The following is a 15,241-nucleotide window of genomic DNA, read 5'->3' on the forward strand; positions in this document are numbered from 1 at the left end:
TTCGCTTCGAGCGATAGCCAATCGCCACGCTGAGTCGGATCCGTCCGGAAATCGTTTCCCGACCGAATGGTCTCGGTCAGCTACCCACCGTAGCTACGCGACCAGTCGCTCACGCGTCGGCGAGTGACGATTCTGCTCCGCCCGGACGGTACCTGTGACTCAGTCGGGAGCATGCCGACCGATCACGGACCGTACGCTCGTCGATCTCAGGGGCTGTCAGGGCACACGATGTTCGGAAAAGTCACTGAACGCCCGTCTCCTGTCCGCAAGAACGGTGGGTCGAGAGCGCGTGTGCGGACGAGGTGTTCCCGCCGGTTACCGCTCGGTCTCTCGAGAGACCGAACGCGCGGCGACCAGTGCGACGGCAGCGACGAACACCACGATAACCGACACTCCAGCGGCGAAAAGTTGGCTGTAGGGTGCCGTCGTCTTCGATTCCGTTTCGGTCGTGCCATCTGCCGAATCGGTATCGATCGCCTCGCGAGTGTCGACGAGTGCGTTGGTCGCAGCCTTCGCGTCGACGATGCCGTGCCCGTAGCGCGTGTCCATCGTGTCCGCGTCCGCGCCGTCGGGTTTCCAGGTCGTCCCGTAGAGTGCCGTCGAGATCTCTTCGGCCGTCGCATCGGGTTCGGCCGACAACATTAGTGCGACCGTTCCCGAGACGTGTGGCGTCGCCATCGAGGTGCCCGGCATCGGCTGATAGCCGCCGCCGGGGACCGCGCTGAAGACGGCGACACCGTGTGCCACCACGTCGGGGACGACGTACGACGACGGCCACGACGCTTGCTCGTGAGTCCAGTCGCTTCGGTTGATCGTTTCGCCGCCGGAGAAGGAAGCGACGGTCCCGTCCGTGTGAACGGCGCCGACGCTGATCGCTTCGTAGACGTTTCCGGGCGAGTTGGAGGTTTCCTCGCCGTCGTTGCCGATCGCTGCGACGACGACGGCACCGCTATCGACGGCGTTTTGCACCGGATCGATCAGTGGGCTGTGTGTGCCCGTCGCCCCGAGACTCATACTGATCACGTCCGCCTCCTCCTCGAGCGCCCACTCCATGCCGGCGATGATCTGTGCGAACGAGCCGCTAGTCTCGTTCAAGACGAGTCCGTGGAGCAACTCCGCGTCCGGTGCAACGCCGATCTGTGCGCCGCTCGCGGCGTTGCCCGCGACCGTCCCGCTGACGTGCGTGCCGTGGGTACCGGAGTCGTACGGCGTCGACCCCTCGACGCGCTCGCCGGCCGCGTCGAACTCGGCCCACCCGCCAGGATACGTCGGATCCGACGGATCCTCCGTATAGAGGTCGATCGAGGGATGATCGGCGTCGACGCCGGTGTCGAGAACGGCAACTCTAACGCCGTCGCCGCGAGTGTCGTACGACTCCCAGACCGCCGGCGCATTCAGTTGAGCGATACCGGGTGTCGTCAACTGAGTCGTCCCGCTAATTTCGTCGCCGTCGACCGGCATCTCCGCCGTACTACTCGTCCCGTCGACCGTCGGCTCCTCGGGAACGGAGAGCTCGAAGTTCTCATGGACCGCTTCGACGGGGTCGACGGCCGCGAGAATTTCGAGGGTCTCGAGGTCGATCCGATCGGCATCGATCTCGAGGAGGACGGCGTTGGTCAGCCAGAACTCCGATTCGACATCGACGCCGGGCGTGTCGGCGACGTGCTCGAGGAGCGACTCCTGTGTCTCCGCGGCGTGGGTCTCGAGGAGCCGTTCGGCCTCTGCCTCGGTCGCGTCCGCGGGGATGGTCGCTTCCTCGAGTCGGAGCACGACCTCGATCGTTCCGTTAGCCGACTTGATGGAGTCCTCGACGTCGGTGTAGATCGCGGCGTCCGCCGGGTCAGCCGTCTTCTGAAGCTGAACTGCACTCGTTCGGTCGCCGTCAACTGCGGTCCGCTCGAATCCACTGCTTGCAGCGAGCGCGGGGGTGAGCAGCGCCGTCGTCAGCAACAGACAGACGAGCGCAACGGTGAGAATACGAACGGTCCCGGCAGACGGGACCGCACGGTGTGCCGCCATGATACGCCAACTGGGTAGTCACCGAATAAAGAGATTCTGGAGATCGAACTAATCCGTTCAGCCGGCCCGGACGAGCCCGTAGAGGAAAGTGAACATGAAGGAGGCCAGAAAGACGGTGACGGCCGGTTTGAGATGGAGCGGGAAGAGCTCGTGCTCCTCCGTCGTGGCGCTGTCCTCGAACGCCGGTACGTCGTACTCATACGCCGTGACAGCTTCCGGATACAACTGCCTGGCGGCTGGGATCGTTTATCGGACCGAGACGATTCAGCCCGGTACGTAGACCGGTTCCGTAGCGGGCATCGAGAAGAGATACAGAGTCACCATGGTAAAAAAGACCATAACGACGATGAAGGGGTACTGACTCCGGATCGCTTGTAGCTTCCCGGGGAACAGTTCGAACGAGACGGCGTGGGAGATCCAGACGGCGAGGATATGGCCGATCAGGATCCCGGCGATCTCGACGTAGCCGAACCACGATGTCAGCGCGTACTGGGTCGGGTTCTCGGGCGGGTTCAACGGGGCAGCCATCGTATCGACGAGCGACGGCCACAGCGAGATCGAGAACCCGATGTAGTGGGCGAAGTGATAGCCGGCCGCGATGGCGAGCAGCGGCGGCGCGAACCGGAGGGCGAGATAGCGCCGCGAGAGCCGCGTCTCGGCGCGCTTTCGAGTGATAGCGGCCGCGAACCAGTACACCGTCCAGAAGAGGACGAAGCCGGCCAGCAACAGCCCCAGATAGACGATCTGGGGCGGGATCCCGAGGGCGACGAGCAGTTCGACGGTTCGAACACCCGGCTCGGTGGCGATGAAGCCGCTGTAGGTCAGCTCCCAGACGAGCACGAGGACGAACGCGACCAGCGAGACGTCCGTGACCACGTCGTCGTCGCCAAGCCTCGAGCCGGGATAGCGAACCTCGAGCCCGTCGTCGGTCCGCTGTAGGGGAGCGACTGCGCCGTAGAGACGGAACCAGACGGAGATCGGATCTCCATTCCGAAACCATGTCTCGGGGGAGAAAGTGACGGCCCCGGCGATCGTCAACGCGGAGTACGCGAGGACCACGACGGCGAGTGCGCGCGCCGAACTGCTCAACGGCATGAGTAACTCGAGCCAGATGAGCGCAAGGAGCGTGCCCACGGCGGGCCAGGAACCGAGCCATGCGGGGTAGGTGGCGTCGCCGTTCGGGAGGAAAAGGGCGATGCGTCGCCACGGGTTGAGCGCGCGCCACGGACTGCCGACGGTGTAGGCGATGATCGTCAACAGCGCACGGCCACCGACCAACGTCAACAGAACCGCGGCGCTGAAGTTGCCGAGCTGGGGACCGACGAGGCCGACGACGACGATGAACACGAGGGCGGCGACGCCGAGCGTTCCGAGCAACAGCGAGCCCACTGCCTCGAGACGCGCCGTGGGGAACACGACCGTATCGTCGTGGTAGCTGGCGATGACGTCGCGGTCGATCACCAGCATCGTCATCAGCGCCGACGCGCCGATGACGCCGCCGCCCGTGGCGAGATACAGCCACGCCGGGACCGACGTCTCGCCGCTTTGTTCCGAGAGTCCGACGGCGACGTTGCTCGCTGCGACGATACCAGTGCCGACGGCGAGCGCGGCGAGTACGAACGCACAAAGGATGCCGGTTCGCCGACGGAGGGCCCGACGTCCACTCATTGCTCGAGCGTTAGCCCGTGGCCCCATCTACGTGTCGTTTTCGACGACTGCGTACCCGAAGATGTTCGCCGAGCGCTACGTTGCGCGAGGGGGACAGGCCCTCACCAAACGATCATGACCGATCGTATGAGGAAGGTATAAGTGGCCGTCCTCCACAAGGTACACCAATGGCTGACGTTCGGACATACACCCTCATATACGTCGTACTGCTGGTGTTGGGGACCGCCAAGTTCGTCTTCTTCGAGATCGATATCCCCGAGTCGATGGCAATCGGCGCGACGATGGTTCTCGCGGTCGTCAAGTCGCTGCTGATCGCCGGCTACTACCAGCACCTCCGAGAGGAACCGCGTTCGATCACCTACATGATGCTCATCGCCGTATTCATGGTGTTCCTGCTGACGGTTGCAGCAGGTTACTCCATCCAGTAAGCGACTCTGATCGTCGTTTTCCGCTCTCTTCTCCCGGGCGTTCGTCTTCGTTTCCTGTTGTGCATTTCGTTCGAAGGAACCAGCGGTTCGGCAAATTCGGTCCCACTTACCAGTCCTCGAGATGAGCGATCACGCCGACTCCGTTCCGCTATTGGATCGATCGAACGGGTGATCGTCCCGAATCAGCCTCGGTTCCGACTGTCGTCGCGGTTCGAAATGTATCGTCCCCTCTGAAGGGGAATCGAAATGTCCGCTGTCGTCGCTAGCGACTGGTGCTATCGAACAGCGTGTTTCTGAAACGTTCCCAGTCACGGTTGTCCAATCGGTACAACCCGGCTCTCGAGTTCGCGACGGAGCGCACAATTGCCGGTACCGGTGGGTGAGAAGATTAGTTGGCCAATATCCGCGAGACGGGGCGATTCCATCTGCGCCGACAGCCCGGTCTCTAGTCACTGCGTCGGGGTTGCGGTCAAGAGGGAGGGCATACGGACGAAATCGCGGCGCCGTTGGACACGTTACGAAAGCGTAGAGAGGTTCGGTCAGTTGCCGTGATGATTCTGCACAGCGGACTCGAGTGGAACGAGACGGATGTCGCTACCGAGTCGAAAATAACGGAGAAAGTCGAGAGAGTCGCTATTCGCGGCCGAACATCTGGCGCATCATCGGGTGCATCTCCATCATCTGCTCTTCGGCGATCTCCTCGTACAGCTTGTACGTGATGGAGACTGCCAGCAGCAGACCGGTCCCCGTGACACCACCGACCGTCCCGAGCATGTTCGCCCAGACGGCCAGCAGGCCGACGAGTGCACCGCCAATGACGGTCACTTGCGGGATGTACCGCTCCATGACCTTCTCGATGACGCCGACGTTCTGTCGGAAGCCGGGAATCTGCATCCCGGAGTTCTGGATCTGGCGCGCGGTTGCCTTGGGACCCATGTTGGTGGTCTCGACCCAGAAGATGGCGAAGATCGCCCCGCCGATGACCATGAACGTCAGGTCAACGGAGATGCGGATCAACACCATCCACGCGTCCTGAGTGACGGCACCGGTCCACCACATCCAGTCCTGTGGCGAGTAGATCGGCGCGGTGTAGTAGAAGAACCCGCTAACGGGCTCTTCACCGGAGTAGTTGCCCAGCCACGTGGGCATCCCGGCCCACTGACTGTTCAGGATCTGCCCCATGAACTGAATGTTCGCCTGTAGCGCGCGAACGAGGATCATGGGCAGGACGCTCGCGTAGATGAGCTTCACCGGGAAGCGACCGCGAGCACCCTTGACGCGGGCGTGACTGAGCGGAATCTCGACGCGCACGGACTCCGCGTAGACGACGATACTGAAGATCAGCAGCGTCGTCAGCAAGGCGACGATCTGACCCTCGCCAAGCAAGAGCGTGTAGAGTCCGTCACCGGAGACGAGCGATCCAGTCTCAATCTGGCCGGTGAGGATCCGATACCAGTCGTAGAAGAACCCGTCGGCGCTGGGCTGGATGAACCCGGTGACGAGTCGCTGGCTCACGCTGGCGATAATGAACAGCCCGATCCCGCTGCCGATCCCCCACTTACTGACGACCTCGTCCATATACAGGATGAGGATCCCGCCAATGAAGATCTGGGTAAACATCAGCACCTGGATCTCGGTTTGTCCGAACTCGATACCGCCGAGAGCCAGTGACTGCTGAGCTGGCAGGAAGCCGCCGGCGAACACCATCGGGAGCGCAGTCAGCGCCGTCATGATGATGACGAGCAGTTTCTGCAGCCCCTGGTAGAGCACCTGGTCCCGTGGATCGTCCGTGTCGAGACCGAGCAGGTTGGCACCACCGAGCAGCTGTAGGACAATGCTGGCGGTGACGATCGGTCCGATACCGACCTGCATCAGCGACCCCATCTCGCCGGCGAGCACCGAACGGAACTCGCCGAAGATGTCGGTCGCCTCTCCGCCCTGCAACCCGAGCAAGGCGATGTTCGTCAGGAAGAAGTACAACACGAGGATCCCCGCAGTCCACGCCAGCTTGCGCTTGAAGGGAACGTGTCCCTCCGGACGGCGGACTGCAGGCATCCGCGTCAAGACCGGTTCAGCGGCTTCCTTCCATCCCATATGTTAGTCCTCGTTCTGTTCGTCGTCGGCTTCTTCGTCCTCGGCCGCTGCGGCCTGCTGTGCTCGTTCCGTGAGCACGGCCTCGCCGCCGGCAGCCTCGAGTTTCTCCGCGGCGGATTCGGAGAAGTCGTCTGCCGTGATCTCGAGGGAGTTTCGAACCTGCCCCGAGCCGAGAACCTTCACTTTGTCGACCTCGTGTCCGTCTTCGACGACGTCGCGAGCGTCGATCGCGTAGCCGTCGTCGGTCTCGTCTGCGAGATCGTCGGCGACGTACAGGATCGCGTCCTCGTCGAGTTTCTGGACGTCGATCTCTGCGACCTCGTCGCGGATGTTCTGCGGTCGCTTGAAGCCGTGTTTGCCCTTCGGTTCGTAGTTGTGGAACTCGTGTTTGCTACGTCCAGCACGGCCGCGGCCACCGCGATGGCCCGCACCGCGTCGGTTTTTGTGGGTGCCGCCGCTGTGGGTGCGCGATCCGCGCTGGCGTCGTTTTTTACTCGTCATGGTTATCGCATCGATTCTAGCAGGTCGTTAATCTGCGCTGTTGTATGCTTTCCGAGTTGGCCGCCTTCGACAGTCGGCTTCTTGATGCCGTCGTGGCCGCCTCGTGGTGGGTGCAGTCGAAGCGTCGGCGACAGACCCTGCTCGCGCAGCGTCGTCTCCTCTGCCAGCAGTGCCTCGGCGAGTTCACCGAAATCGTCGAAGTCGGTGTTCTCCGCGAGCCACTCCTCGTCGACGTCTGCTTGTTTGCCCTCGAGGGGCTCCGCTCGCTTCACAAGCAGGGTCTCGAGGACGTCGGCGTCCGGTTCGCCGACGGCGACGTAGTCGTTGACCTTCGAGATCATCCCCTGATAGGCGTCGGTCTCGGGGACGAGGGTACAGTGGTTGACGCTGTGAATGTTGAGCATCTCCAGGGTGTCCTGGATATCGGCATTGCGGTTTACCTCACCGCGTACTTGCACGATCGCTTTCATTGGTCAGCCACCTCGGCTTCGTCTTCTCGGCCGTGTTGCTGGGGCTGGCGCGATTGCGATGCGTTCTCGAGTGCGTTGAACGTCGCCTTCGCGAGATTCACGGTCGTTCGAGTGTTGCCGTGACTCTTGGTCCATGCGTTTTCGATGCCGGCCAGTTCGAGGACGTGACGGACGGTGTCGCTCGCAGCCAGTCCGAGCCCTTCGGGCGCGGGAATGACCTCGACCTCGACGGAGCCGGCTTTGCCGGTCGTCTTCCGGGTCAGCGAGTGTGGCCGATCCGAACGGTCCTCCCAGGAGCCGGAGCCGCGTGGCACCTGGATGATGTTCAGCTTCGCGATACCGATCGCCTTCTGGATGGCGGAGCCGACCTGATCGTCTCGGCCTTCCGCGTAGCCGACGTAGCCGTCGCGGTTACCGACCGCGACGACACACCGGAACTTCACGCGGCGTCCGGAGTCGGTCATCCGCTGGACCATGTTGATGTCCAGCACTTCGTCGTCCAGTCCGGGAAGGAGCTGGTCGACGATCTCGGGTTCCTTCAGCGGGAGTCCCGAGGCGAGAGCGGTCGCCATATCGTCGATCTCGCCCTCTTGGACCTTCCGACCGAGACGGGTGACGGGTTCCCATCCGCTGTCGTTGTAGTTGCTCATTCGAGAATCGCCTCTCGTACCTCGTCGAAGTGTTCTGGGAGATCAGCTGCGTCGAACTCCCCGCTGTACAGCGGCTCGTCGAGCTGTTCGGCGTACTCGGCGATGTGTTCGCCGCGGGTACGCGACCAGTCTGCGAGCACGCTATCGTTGTGCGGAATCTCGAGGCCTGCGTCGATGGCCCCTTCCTGCACTGCGAACACCTTGTTCCCGGGCGTGGCCGTGTTGAGACCGATGTCGAGGACCGCCTCCTCGAGACCGGCGTCGACGGCTCGTTTGCCGGCCAGCAGGCCGGTCAGATACGCCGCGGAGATGTTGGATGTCGGGGCTTCCCAGCCGTACTCCTCCAAGTCGCTGGAGTGTGCGCTTGCGAGCGTCTCGTCTCCCTGAGGTCCGGGAGTGATCAGCTGCGCCGTAGTGTGCTTGTTGCTCTTGCGAGCGACGAGGCGGGGCTTTCCCGATTTCAGCAGGCGCAACCTCTGGTGGTAGTCCGTCCGGACCTCACGGCGACGCCGCATCGGTACCTTATATCGTGGTCCTGTCGCCATTATTGGTCACCGTAGGTTTCGTCGATGTAGTTCAACAGGTACTGGACGCTCCGGAACTCCCCGCCGCCAGCCTTCTTGTAGAGCTGTCGGTACTGCGTGGGCGTCAGCTCGCCCGAATCGCGGAGTTCACGCAGCTTCCGTCGCTGTGCGCGAATCTTGTTCTGCCATTGGTCTTTCTCGTTCTGGCGTGCGCCCTTCTTGCCGCGGCGCTTGCCCGGCCCTTTCTGGTGTCCGTACGCGCGCTTCTTGTTGCGCTCACGGGCACGGCCGCGAGAGTTGCCAGAGGCGTCGTCAGCCTGAATGCGACCTTCATCGACGAGGTCGCGGATCTCGTCGCGAGTGATCGCTTCGGCAATCTCCGACTGGGCGTCGGGATCGAGCCAGACGCGGTTCTGACCGACATCCAAGACGTCGGCTGCGAGTCGCTTCTGTGCGCTCAGATCAGTCATTGGATTCCACCTCGACTTCTTCGTAGGTCGGGTTCAGGACGCGAACGCCCTGTTCCTCCGCTTGCTCTTCGATCCGTTCGCGCTTGCGCGCGCCGACCGAGGAGGCGATGCGGACCGCTTCGTGAGAGCCGTCGACACCCTCGAGGTCGTTCGTGTTCTCGACGTAGACCTCGTCGAAGCCGCTGGGATGTTTCCCTCGCACGGCTTCTGGCGTGCGGTAGCCGGCCTGGACCTTGGGGCCCTTGCCTTTGATACCGCGGCGCTGTTTCGACAGCTGCCCGCGCGGGCGGCGCCAGGACTCCGGCGTCCGCTTTTTCTTGTGGTAGTCCTGTCGGTTGAACTGCGGTTTCCCTTCGCTCTGCCGGCGGCCGAGGAGTCGTTCCTCGTCGTCGGAGAGGTCGGGCGTCTTCTCGGTCAGCCCGCGGGGCTGCAGTTCGGTCTCGACGTCTTCGACCGCTTCGGCTTCCTCGTCGACGCCTTCGTCTTCGATTTCGGCGTCGGTCTCTTCGGAAACCTCGAGGTCGCCGACGTCGGCTTTGATACGGGCCGCGAGTGCGTTCCCGACACCTTCGGCTTCGGCCAGGTCGTCCTGGTCTGCCTCTTTGACGTCCTCGATGGACTCGAATCCGGCGTCGCGCAGGGCTTCTGCCTTGCTCGCACCGACGCCGCTGATGTCTTCGAGCTCCTGGGGCTCGTCTTCGGCCGAGTTGTCTTCGGGTTCTTCGTCTGCCATCTATCAGGCACCTCCTTTGGCGGGTTTCTCGGTGATGTAGACCCCGTCCTGGAAGACGCGGGTGTCCTTGTCGTTGACGCGTGTCAACTGCTCGATGTCTGCCGCCGTCTGGCCGACGTCCTCCTTGTTCGGACCGGAGAGGACGAGCCGTTCGTCGTCGACGGAGACGTCGGTCTCACCGTGGATAGTCGTACGTCGCGGTGCCTTTTCGCCGAGGAAGTTCTCGATGACGACGTCGTCACCCTCCACGCGGACCTGCATCGGGAAGTGAGAGTAGAAGACTTCCATCTTGTACTCCCAGCCCGTGGTCACGCCGTGGAAGGCGTTACGGACGTGGCTCTCGAAGGTGCCAACGGTCGCGTTCGTTTTCGCGTCCTCGTTGTCGCTTTCGATCGCTACAGTGTCGTCTTCGAGTTCGACGGACACGTCGGGGTACCAGAGACGTCGCGTGACGTTGCCCTCTGGACCGTCGACGGTCACGTCGAGGTGGTCGATCTCGACGGATACGTTTTCGGGAATTTCCAGTTCGACTCGCATGGTTAGTAGACGTATGCGATCACCTGGCCGCCGATTCCCTGCTCACGAGCCTCGTAATGGCTCATGATGCCGCTGCTCGTCGTCACGACGAGCGCACCGAAACCTCGAGCGGGGAGATAGCGCTTCTCCCACTTCTCGAAGTCCTCGGCACCTGCGGCGTAGCGGGGCTTGACGGGGCCACACTCGTTGATCGCTCCTTTTAGTTCGACCTCGAACTGACCGGCTTTACCGTCGTCGACGTACTCGAAGCCGTCGATGTACCCGCGGTCGTAGAAGACCTCGAGTACGCTGCCGATCTCGTTCGAGGCGGGCGTTACCTCGTGGGACAGATGTCCCACACTCTCGGCGTTATCGATTCCCGAGAGCGCGTTGCTGAGTGGATCGTTTCCGGTCATGTTATCGATACTTCTTGAATCCCATATCACGAGCGATTTCGCGGAAACACTGGCGACAGAGGTTGATGTCGTACTTACCGACGAGCCCCTGTTTGCGGCCACAGCGCTGGCAGGCCGCTTCCTGCCCAGTGCGCTTTGCGGCATGTTCGCCCGTTTGCTCGCGTTCTACGTCAGTTTCAGTTTCACTCATCGTCTGCCTCCTCGACGTTCACGTCGAAGTTCGCCTCGAGGAAGCGAATAGCGTCCTCGGGGGTGAGTCGGTGGTTCGACGGGATCGACCGGTTGGCCTTGTCGCGTTTGGCCACGCGGTAGCCCGGCCGGACCAGATTGACCGTCACGTCCATGCCGTAGATACCGACGTTCGGGTCGTACTCCTGGCTCGGGAACTCCGTGTGTTCCTCGACACCGAAGCTGAAGTTGCCGGTGTCGTCGAACTGCTTTGCGGAGAGTTCCGAGAGCGGCAGGGACTTCTCGAGGAAGTCGTAGGCGTCCTCGCCGCGGAGGGTAACCTTCGTGCCGATCGGGTCGCCCTGGCGGATACCGAAGTCGGGTTCGGTCTTTTTCGCCTGGGTACGAACGCTCTGCTGGTTCGTGACCGCCTGGATGATGTCTTCGGCTTTCCCGAGTTCGCGGCCACCGCGGCCGACGCCCATGTGAACGACGACTTTCTCGACGCGGGGTTCGCGCATCTCGTGGAACTCGCCGTCGGATCCGGCTTCACTACTCATCATCATCACCCGTGAAGTTCTCGTCGATAACGACGATGTACTCCTGAATCGTCTCGAAGCCGTCGTCGTCCGTATCGACACCGATCGTGTTCGGGCCGCTGCCCGGCGTGATGTCGATCGCGTCGATCTCGCCGATCTTGCCGCCGTGGTTGCCACGGACGGCCGTCACGAGCGCACCCTCTTCGAACGGGAAGTGGGCGACGATGGATTTGTCCTCGTTGTCGACGACGATCGAGTCGTCCGAGTTGTACTCGTTTTCGTCGTCGACGATGACGTTCGTGCCATCGTGGAGGGTCAGCTGGGTCTTTCCACCGGGAACCTGCTGTTTGCCCTTAATCTTGCCGAGGCGGCTTCCGGCGGCCTCGGCGTCGATTTCGGTCAGCGCGAGCCGACCGCCTTCGTCGGGGAAGACGCGGTAGTACTCCTCTCGGCCGGGGAACGCAACGATGTCGAACATGCCGATTGGGCGCTGTTCGTCGTTGATCGGTTTCCCGTTGACGAGGATCGCATCCTCGGAGAGGGCGTATCGTGCTTCTTTCTTCGAGTCGACGTAGCCGAGTACGTCCCGCAGCAAGACGACGAGCGGCACGCCGTCCTTACCGTGCGGTCCAGCGCCGGCTTTGACCGTGAAGGTCTCCGTCTTGCGCTCGACCGGCCAGGACTTCGGTACTGACAGTCGTTTCTGGTGTTTCGTCATTCGCTATCACCTTCGAGGCGTGCCTCACGACGCTCGTCCTCGAGATTGAGGTCGGTAAGACGGACGTTCGAGGGGGCAAGCGGTCGCGGCACTTCTTCGCCGTCTGCCGTCTCGACCGTCACGCCCTCGACGTGGATCGTTCCGTCCTCGAGGATCGCGCGGAGGACTTCGCCCGTTTCGCCGGCGTCGTCGCCGCGCATGACCTCGACCGTGTCTCCCGCGTTGACGCGGGTTCGACGGGTGTCGTACTCCTCGCGGAGGTCGTCGGACAGCGTCGCGTGAAGCTGCTTTCCTCGCTTGTGCAGCGGTGCACGCGCAGTCTCGTTTCGCTGTTTGGTTGGTTGTTCGCTCATTGTCTATACGATCATCGTTGCGGTAGAGGCGATTGCTCCGAAGCGCTCTGCGACTTCGCGAGCGATCGGGCCCTTGATCTCCGTCCCGCGGGGCTCTTCGTTCTCGTCGATGATGACGGCCGCGTTGTCCTCGAACTTCAGGCGCGTGCCGTCGGGCCGGCGGATCGATTGCCGCTGGCGGACGACGACGGCCTCGAGGACCTGACGGCGCATCTCGGGGGTACCCTTGGTGACCGAGACGGTCACTTTGTCACCGATTCCCGCCTTCGGCTGGCGGTTCTTGGTGCCGTGGTAGCCCGCGACGCTGATGACTTTCAGCTCACGTGCGCCGGTGTTGTCGGCACACGTGACCAGCGACCCCTTCTTGAGTCCCTGGGTGACGTCGGCTTTCAGTGCCTCCATCACTCATCACCCTCTTCATCGTCGCTCTCGGCGCTGAGGTCTTCGGCCGAGAGCTGTGGGTCCGGCTCCGCTTCGCCGGTGAGTTCGGCGACGTCCTCTGCCGTCGCTTCCTCGGTTACTTCGACGACCACGTGCGATTTCGTCTTCGACAGTGGTCGGGTCTCTGCGATCTTGACCGTGTCACCGACCGAGAGTTGCTCGAGCACGCCCGGCACATGTGCCGGAACGCGCGAGCGACGTTTCATTTGACGGTCGTACTTCGGAACCGTCACGTCGTACTCTCGCTCGACGACTACGGTCTTGTCCATGTCCGTCGAGACGACCTGCCCTTCGAGGATCTGTCCTCGAACGGGAAGCTCGCCGTAGAACGGACACGTCTCGTAGTCGTATTCCTCCGGGTTTTCGGGTTCCGGAGGGGTTTCAACGTCTAGTCCTATTGCCATGGTGAGTCACCATTCGTTTCCGTGCGTCGGGCGGGTCGTGAGAGCAGCCGCGATCCATCGACCGTAACGTAGGCCACGTCCTCGCCAGCAACGTGGCGGTGATCCCGCGAGGGGTCATCGCCACGACAGCCGGCGGCATCGCCGCCGGCTCCGTCCGACTCGTCCGATTTCTCGGACGGGTCGGGTTGAGTATCGGCCAGTTTGGACGCAGTCCCCGAGGACTTCTCGTCCCCGGCGGCTTCATCTGTGATCGCGAACTCGAACGTCGAGCCCGACTTCGGCACCATCAACACCCGAGACTCGCCGTCGTCCCGAACTTCTATCGAGAGGGTGTTCGTCGTCTCGATGACGACGCGTCCCTCGAGGCCAACCCGCGAAGCGTCGTCGCTCTCGACGACTCTCACGGGAAGCCCGTTGAGTTCGTGTCGGGGCAGGGTCTCGGGTGTCAGTGCCATTGTTGTATTACTCGTCGTCCAGGTCGCCTTCTTCTCGCTGGATCGTCTTGACCCGAGCGATCGTCCGGCTCAGTTCGCCGATGCGGCCCGGATTCTCCGGGGCACCACCGGCGGCGAGGACGGACTTCTGGTTCAGCAGCTCCGTCTCGAGTTCCTCGAGTTCCTCTGTGCGTTCCGCGGGGGTCATGTCGCGAACCTCTGCGACGTGGAGGATCGCCATCAGGCGTCACCTCCCTCGTCTGCGTCATCCGCGTCCTCGACATCCGCTTCGTCGGCCTCGGCTTCCTCCTCGTCCATCTCCGCGACGAGTTCCTCAGCCTCGGCTTCGACGTCCTCCTCGAGTTCGTCGAGGTCTTCCTCGATCGGGGATTCGTCGGGAATGTCGACGTCTTCCTCGTCGGCCTCGACTTCCGCTTCGATGACCTCCTCGACGTCTTCTTCCTCGAGTTCGGGCTCGGGTTCGACGGCATCCTCGGCAGGGGCTTCGGCGCCTTCGTCGGCGGCCTCGGCCTCCTCGGGCTCACCCTCAAGCAGTTCCTCGACACCTGCGGCCTCGTTGGCCTCGACGGCGTCGGGAACGATCTCTGCGGGGTCCATATCTTCGTGGACACCGAAGTCGTCGGGCAGTTCGGCTCCCGGCGGGATGATCTTGACGTCGACCCCGATGGTACCGAGTTTCATCACTGCGACGCCCTGACCGTGGTCGACGACCTCTTCGGCGGGTTCGCCGTTGTGCTTGATGTAGCCGCGGTTGAACTTCTCAACGCGCGAGCGGGCACCGGTGACCTTTCCGGAGAGGACGATCTCGGCGCCAAGCGCGCCAGCATCCATGATTCGGTCGATCGTCGTGTGACCGGCCTTCCGGAAGTACCAGCCACGCTCGAGTGCGTTAGCCAGTCGGTCTGCGACGATCCGTGCGTTGAGGTCGGGTTCGTCGACCTCTTGGACGTCGATCTGTGGGTCCTCGAGGTTGAACTTCTCCTCTAAGGCCGTCGTGACCTTCCGGATGTTCTCGCCACCTTTGCCGATGACCATCCCGGGCTTTTCGGCCTTGAGGACGATCTGCGTACCCATCGGCGTCTTGGCGACGTCCATACCACCGTAGCCCGCGCGGCCGAGCTCTTCCTGGAAGAACTCGTCGATCTGGGACCGCTGAAGGCCGTTTTCGATGAATTGGTGTTCGTCAGCCATTAGTTATCGTCCTCCGTTTCTTCGTCGACTTCCTCGACGACGATCTCGACGTCGACCTCCGGCGTGTTCCAGGCCGAGGCACGCCCCATCGCGCGGGGCTTGCGACCGACCGATTCGCCGACCTTGTGGGCGGCGATGTGGACGATCTCCATCGATTCGCCGTCGAAGCCCTGGTGGTCAGCGTTCGCCGCGACGTTCTCGAGCAGGTCGAGGAACTCGCCCGAAACCTTCTCGGGGTACTTTCCTGCGTCCCAGCCGTCGATGTCGGAGCGGTGACCCGCACCGGTGTTGTGGGACTTGAACGGAACGGACTGCTCTTCGTCGATGACGTCCTGAAGGAAGGCCTGTGCGTCCGCGACGGTTCGGCCCTTCAGTTCGCGAGCGACCTCCTTGCTGTGCTTGTTGCTCATGTGACGCTCCCGAAGCATCGCTTTCGCGGTCTTGTCCGGGTCGGCGTCGACTGAGTAGTTGATTCCCATACGA

General features: G+C 62.7%; 23 protein-coding genes. 1 reads left to right on the plus strand and 22 read right to left on the minus strand.

Annotated features, from left to right (window positions below; translation table 11 throughout):
- Positions 1-315: 315 nt before the first annotated feature.
- The 3 genes from NATTI_RS0118785 to NATTI_RS0118795 are packed head-to-tail and all read right to left on the minus strand — an operon-like array spanning position 316 to position 3,687.
- Positions 316-2,019, minus strand: coding sequence for a S8 family serine peptidase (locus NATTI_RS0118785; RefSeq protein ID WP_006088331.1), 1,704 nt, complete (start codon positions 2,017-2,019; stop codon positions 316-318).
- A 57-nt stretch (positions 2,020-2,076) separates the two neighbouring features.
- The gene (locus NATTI_RS26635; RefSeq protein ID WP_006088330.1) at positions 2,077-2,244 is read right to left on the minus strand and encodes a hypothetical protein; all 168 of its coding nucleotides are present in this window, start codon (positions 2,242-2,244) and stop codon (positions 2,077-2,079) included.
- A gap of 39 nt (positions 2,245-2,283) precedes the next feature.
- Entirely contained in the window at positions 2,284-3,687 is a 1,404-nt protein-coding gene (locus tag NATTI_RS0118795) for a hypothetical protein (protein WP_006088329.1), read from the minus strand.
- 167 nt (positions 3,688-3,854) lie between these two features.
- Here NATTI_RS0118795 and NATTI_RS0118800 point away from each other — a divergent pair, with 167 nt between their 5' ends.
- Entirely contained in the window at positions 3,855-4,115 is a 261-nt protein-coding gene (locus NATTI_RS0118800; protein WP_006088326.1) for a cytochrome C oxidase subunit IV family protein, read from the plus strand.
- A 633-nt stretch (positions 4,116-4,748) separates the two neighbouring features.
- Here the strand turns inward: NATTI_RS0118800 and secY are convergent.
- The 19 genes from secY to NATTI_RS0118895 are packed head-to-tail and all read right to left on the minus strand — an operon-like array spanning position 4,749 to position 15,237.
- Entirely contained in the window at positions 4,749-6,209 is a 1,461-nt protein-coding gene (gene secY / locus NATTI_RS0118805; RefSeq protein ID WP_006088324.1) for a preprotein translocase subunit SecY, read from the minus strand.
- A 3-nt stretch (positions 6,210-6,212) separates the two neighbouring features.
- Positions 6,213-6,710 (minus strand): uL15m family ribosomal protein, encoded by a 498-nt coding sequence (locus NATTI_RS0118810; RefSeq protein WP_006088323.1) that lies wholly within the window; start codon positions 6,708-6,710, stop codon positions 6,213-6,215.
- Between the two features lie 2 nt (positions 6,711-6,712).
- Positions 6,713-7,180, minus strand: a complete 468-nt coding sequence (locus NATTI_RS0118815) for a 50S ribosomal protein L30 (RefSeq protein ID WP_006088321.1) — start codon at positions 7,178-7,180, stop codon at positions 6,713-6,715.
- Positions 7,177-7,830: a 30S ribosomal protein S5 gene (locus NATTI_RS0118820; RefSeq protein WP_006088319.1), complete on the minus strand. Its 654-nt coding sequence runs from the start codon at positions 7,828-7,830 to the stop codon at positions 7,177-7,179. The genes NATTI_RS0118815 and NATTI_RS0118820 overlap by 4 nt, the downstream gene beginning before the upstream one ends.
- Positions 7,827-8,375, minus strand: coding sequence for a 50S ribosomal protein L18 (locus NATTI_RS0118825; RefSeq protein ID WP_006088317.1), 549 nt, complete (start codon positions 8,373-8,375; stop codon positions 7,827-7,829). The genes NATTI_RS0118820 and NATTI_RS0118825 overlap by 4 nt, the downstream gene beginning before the upstream one ends.
- Entirely contained in the window at positions 8,375-8,824 is a 450-nt protein-coding gene (locus NATTI_RS0118830) for a 50S ribosomal protein L19e (RefSeq protein WP_006088316.1), read from the minus strand. The genes NATTI_RS0118825 and NATTI_RS0118830 overlap by 1 nt, the downstream gene beginning before the upstream one ends.
- Positions 8,817-9,557 (minus strand): 50S ribosomal protein L32e, encoded by a 741-nt coding sequence (locus NATTI_RS0118835; protein ID WP_006088314.1) that lies wholly within the window; start codon positions 9,555-9,557, stop codon positions 8,817-8,819. The genes NATTI_RS0118830 and NATTI_RS0118835 overlap by 8 nt, the downstream gene beginning before the upstream one ends.
- Before the next feature lie 3 nt (positions 9,558-9,560).
- Positions 9,561-10,094: a 50S ribosomal protein L6 gene (locus NATTI_RS0118840; protein ID WP_006088312.1), complete on the minus strand. Its 534-nt coding sequence runs from the start codon at positions 10,092-10,094 to the stop codon at positions 9,561-9,563.
- A gap of 2 nt (positions 10,095-10,096) precedes the next feature.
- A complete protein-coding gene (locus NATTI_RS0118845) occupies positions 10,097-10,489 on the minus strand; it encodes a 30S ribosomal protein S8 (RefSeq protein WP_006088311.1) in 393 nt (130 codons plus the stop codon).
- 1 nt (position 10,490) lies between these two features.
- Positions 10,491-10,679 carry a 30S ribosomal protein S14 gene (locus tag NATTI_RS0118850; RefSeq protein ID WP_006088310.1) on the minus strand — a complete coding sequence of 63 codons (189 nt, stop codon included), beginning with the start codon at positions 10,677-10,679 and terminating at the stop codon, positions 10,491-10,493.
- Positions 10,672-11,217, minus strand: coding sequence for a 50S ribosomal protein L5 (locus tag NATTI_RS0118855; RefSeq protein ID WP_006088309.1), 546 nt, complete (start codon positions 11,215-11,217; stop codon positions 10,672-10,674). The genes NATTI_RS0118850 and NATTI_RS0118855 overlap by 8 nt, the downstream gene beginning before the upstream one ends.
- A complete protein-coding gene (locus tag NATTI_RS0118860) occupies positions 11,210-11,914 on the minus strand; it encodes a 30S ribosomal protein S4e (RefSeq protein ID WP_006088308.1) in 705 nt (234 codons plus the stop codon). The genes NATTI_RS0118855 and NATTI_RS0118860 overlap by 8 nt, the downstream gene beginning before the upstream one ends.
- Positions 11,911-12,267, minus strand: coding sequence for a 50S ribosomal protein L24 (rplX, locus tag NATTI_RS0118865; protein WP_006088307.1), 357 nt, complete (start codon positions 12,265-12,267; stop codon positions 11,911-11,913). Before rplX ends, NATTI_RS0118860 begins: the two co-directional genes overlap by 4 nt.
- Before the next feature lie 3 nt (positions 12,268-12,270).
- The gene (locus tag NATTI_RS0118870; RefSeq protein WP_006088306.1) at positions 12,271-12,669 is read right to left on the minus strand and encodes a 50S ribosomal protein L14; all 399 of its coding nucleotides are present in this window, start codon (positions 12,667-12,669) and stop codon (positions 12,271-12,273) included.
- Positions 12,669-13,112, minus strand: a complete 444-nt coding sequence (locus tag NATTI_RS0118875) for a 30S ribosomal protein S17 (protein ID WP_006088305.1) — start codon at positions 13,110-13,112, stop codon at positions 12,669-12,671. Before NATTI_RS0118875 ends, NATTI_RS0118870 begins: the two co-directional genes overlap by 1 nt.
- Positions 13,103-13,567, minus strand: coding sequence for a ribonuclease P protein component 1 (locus NATTI_RS0118880; RefSeq protein ID WP_006088304.1), 465 nt, complete (start codon positions 13,565-13,567; stop codon positions 13,103-13,105). Before NATTI_RS0118880 ends, NATTI_RS0118875 begins: the two co-directional genes overlap by 10 nt.
- 7 nt (positions 13,568-13,574) lie before the next feature.
- Positions 13,575-13,787, minus strand: a complete 213-nt coding sequence (gene rpmC / locus NATTI_RS0118885) for a 50S ribosomal protein L29 (protein WP_006088303.1) — start codon at positions 13,785-13,787, stop codon at positions 13,575-13,577.
- Positions 13,787-14,758, minus strand: a complete 972-nt coding sequence (locus NATTI_RS0118890; protein WP_006088302.1) for a 30S ribosomal protein S3 — start codon at positions 14,756-14,758, stop codon at positions 13,787-13,789. Before NATTI_RS0118890 ends, rpmC begins: the two co-directional genes overlap by 1 nt.
- Complete coding sequence (locus tag NATTI_RS0118895; RefSeq protein ID WP_006088301.1) at positions 14,758-15,237, minus strand: 50S ribosomal protein L22; 480 nt, start codon at positions 15,235-15,237, stop codon at positions 14,758-14,760. The genes NATTI_RS0118890 and NATTI_RS0118895 overlap by 1 nt, the downstream gene beginning before the upstream one ends.
- Between the last annotated feature and the right edge of the window lie 4 nt (positions 15,238-15,241).

This window comes from Natronorubrum tibetense GA33, assembly GCF_000383975.1.
Classification (GTDB): Archaea; Halobacteriota; Halobacteria; order Halobacteriales; family Natrialbaceae; genus Natronorubrum; species Natronorubrum tibetense.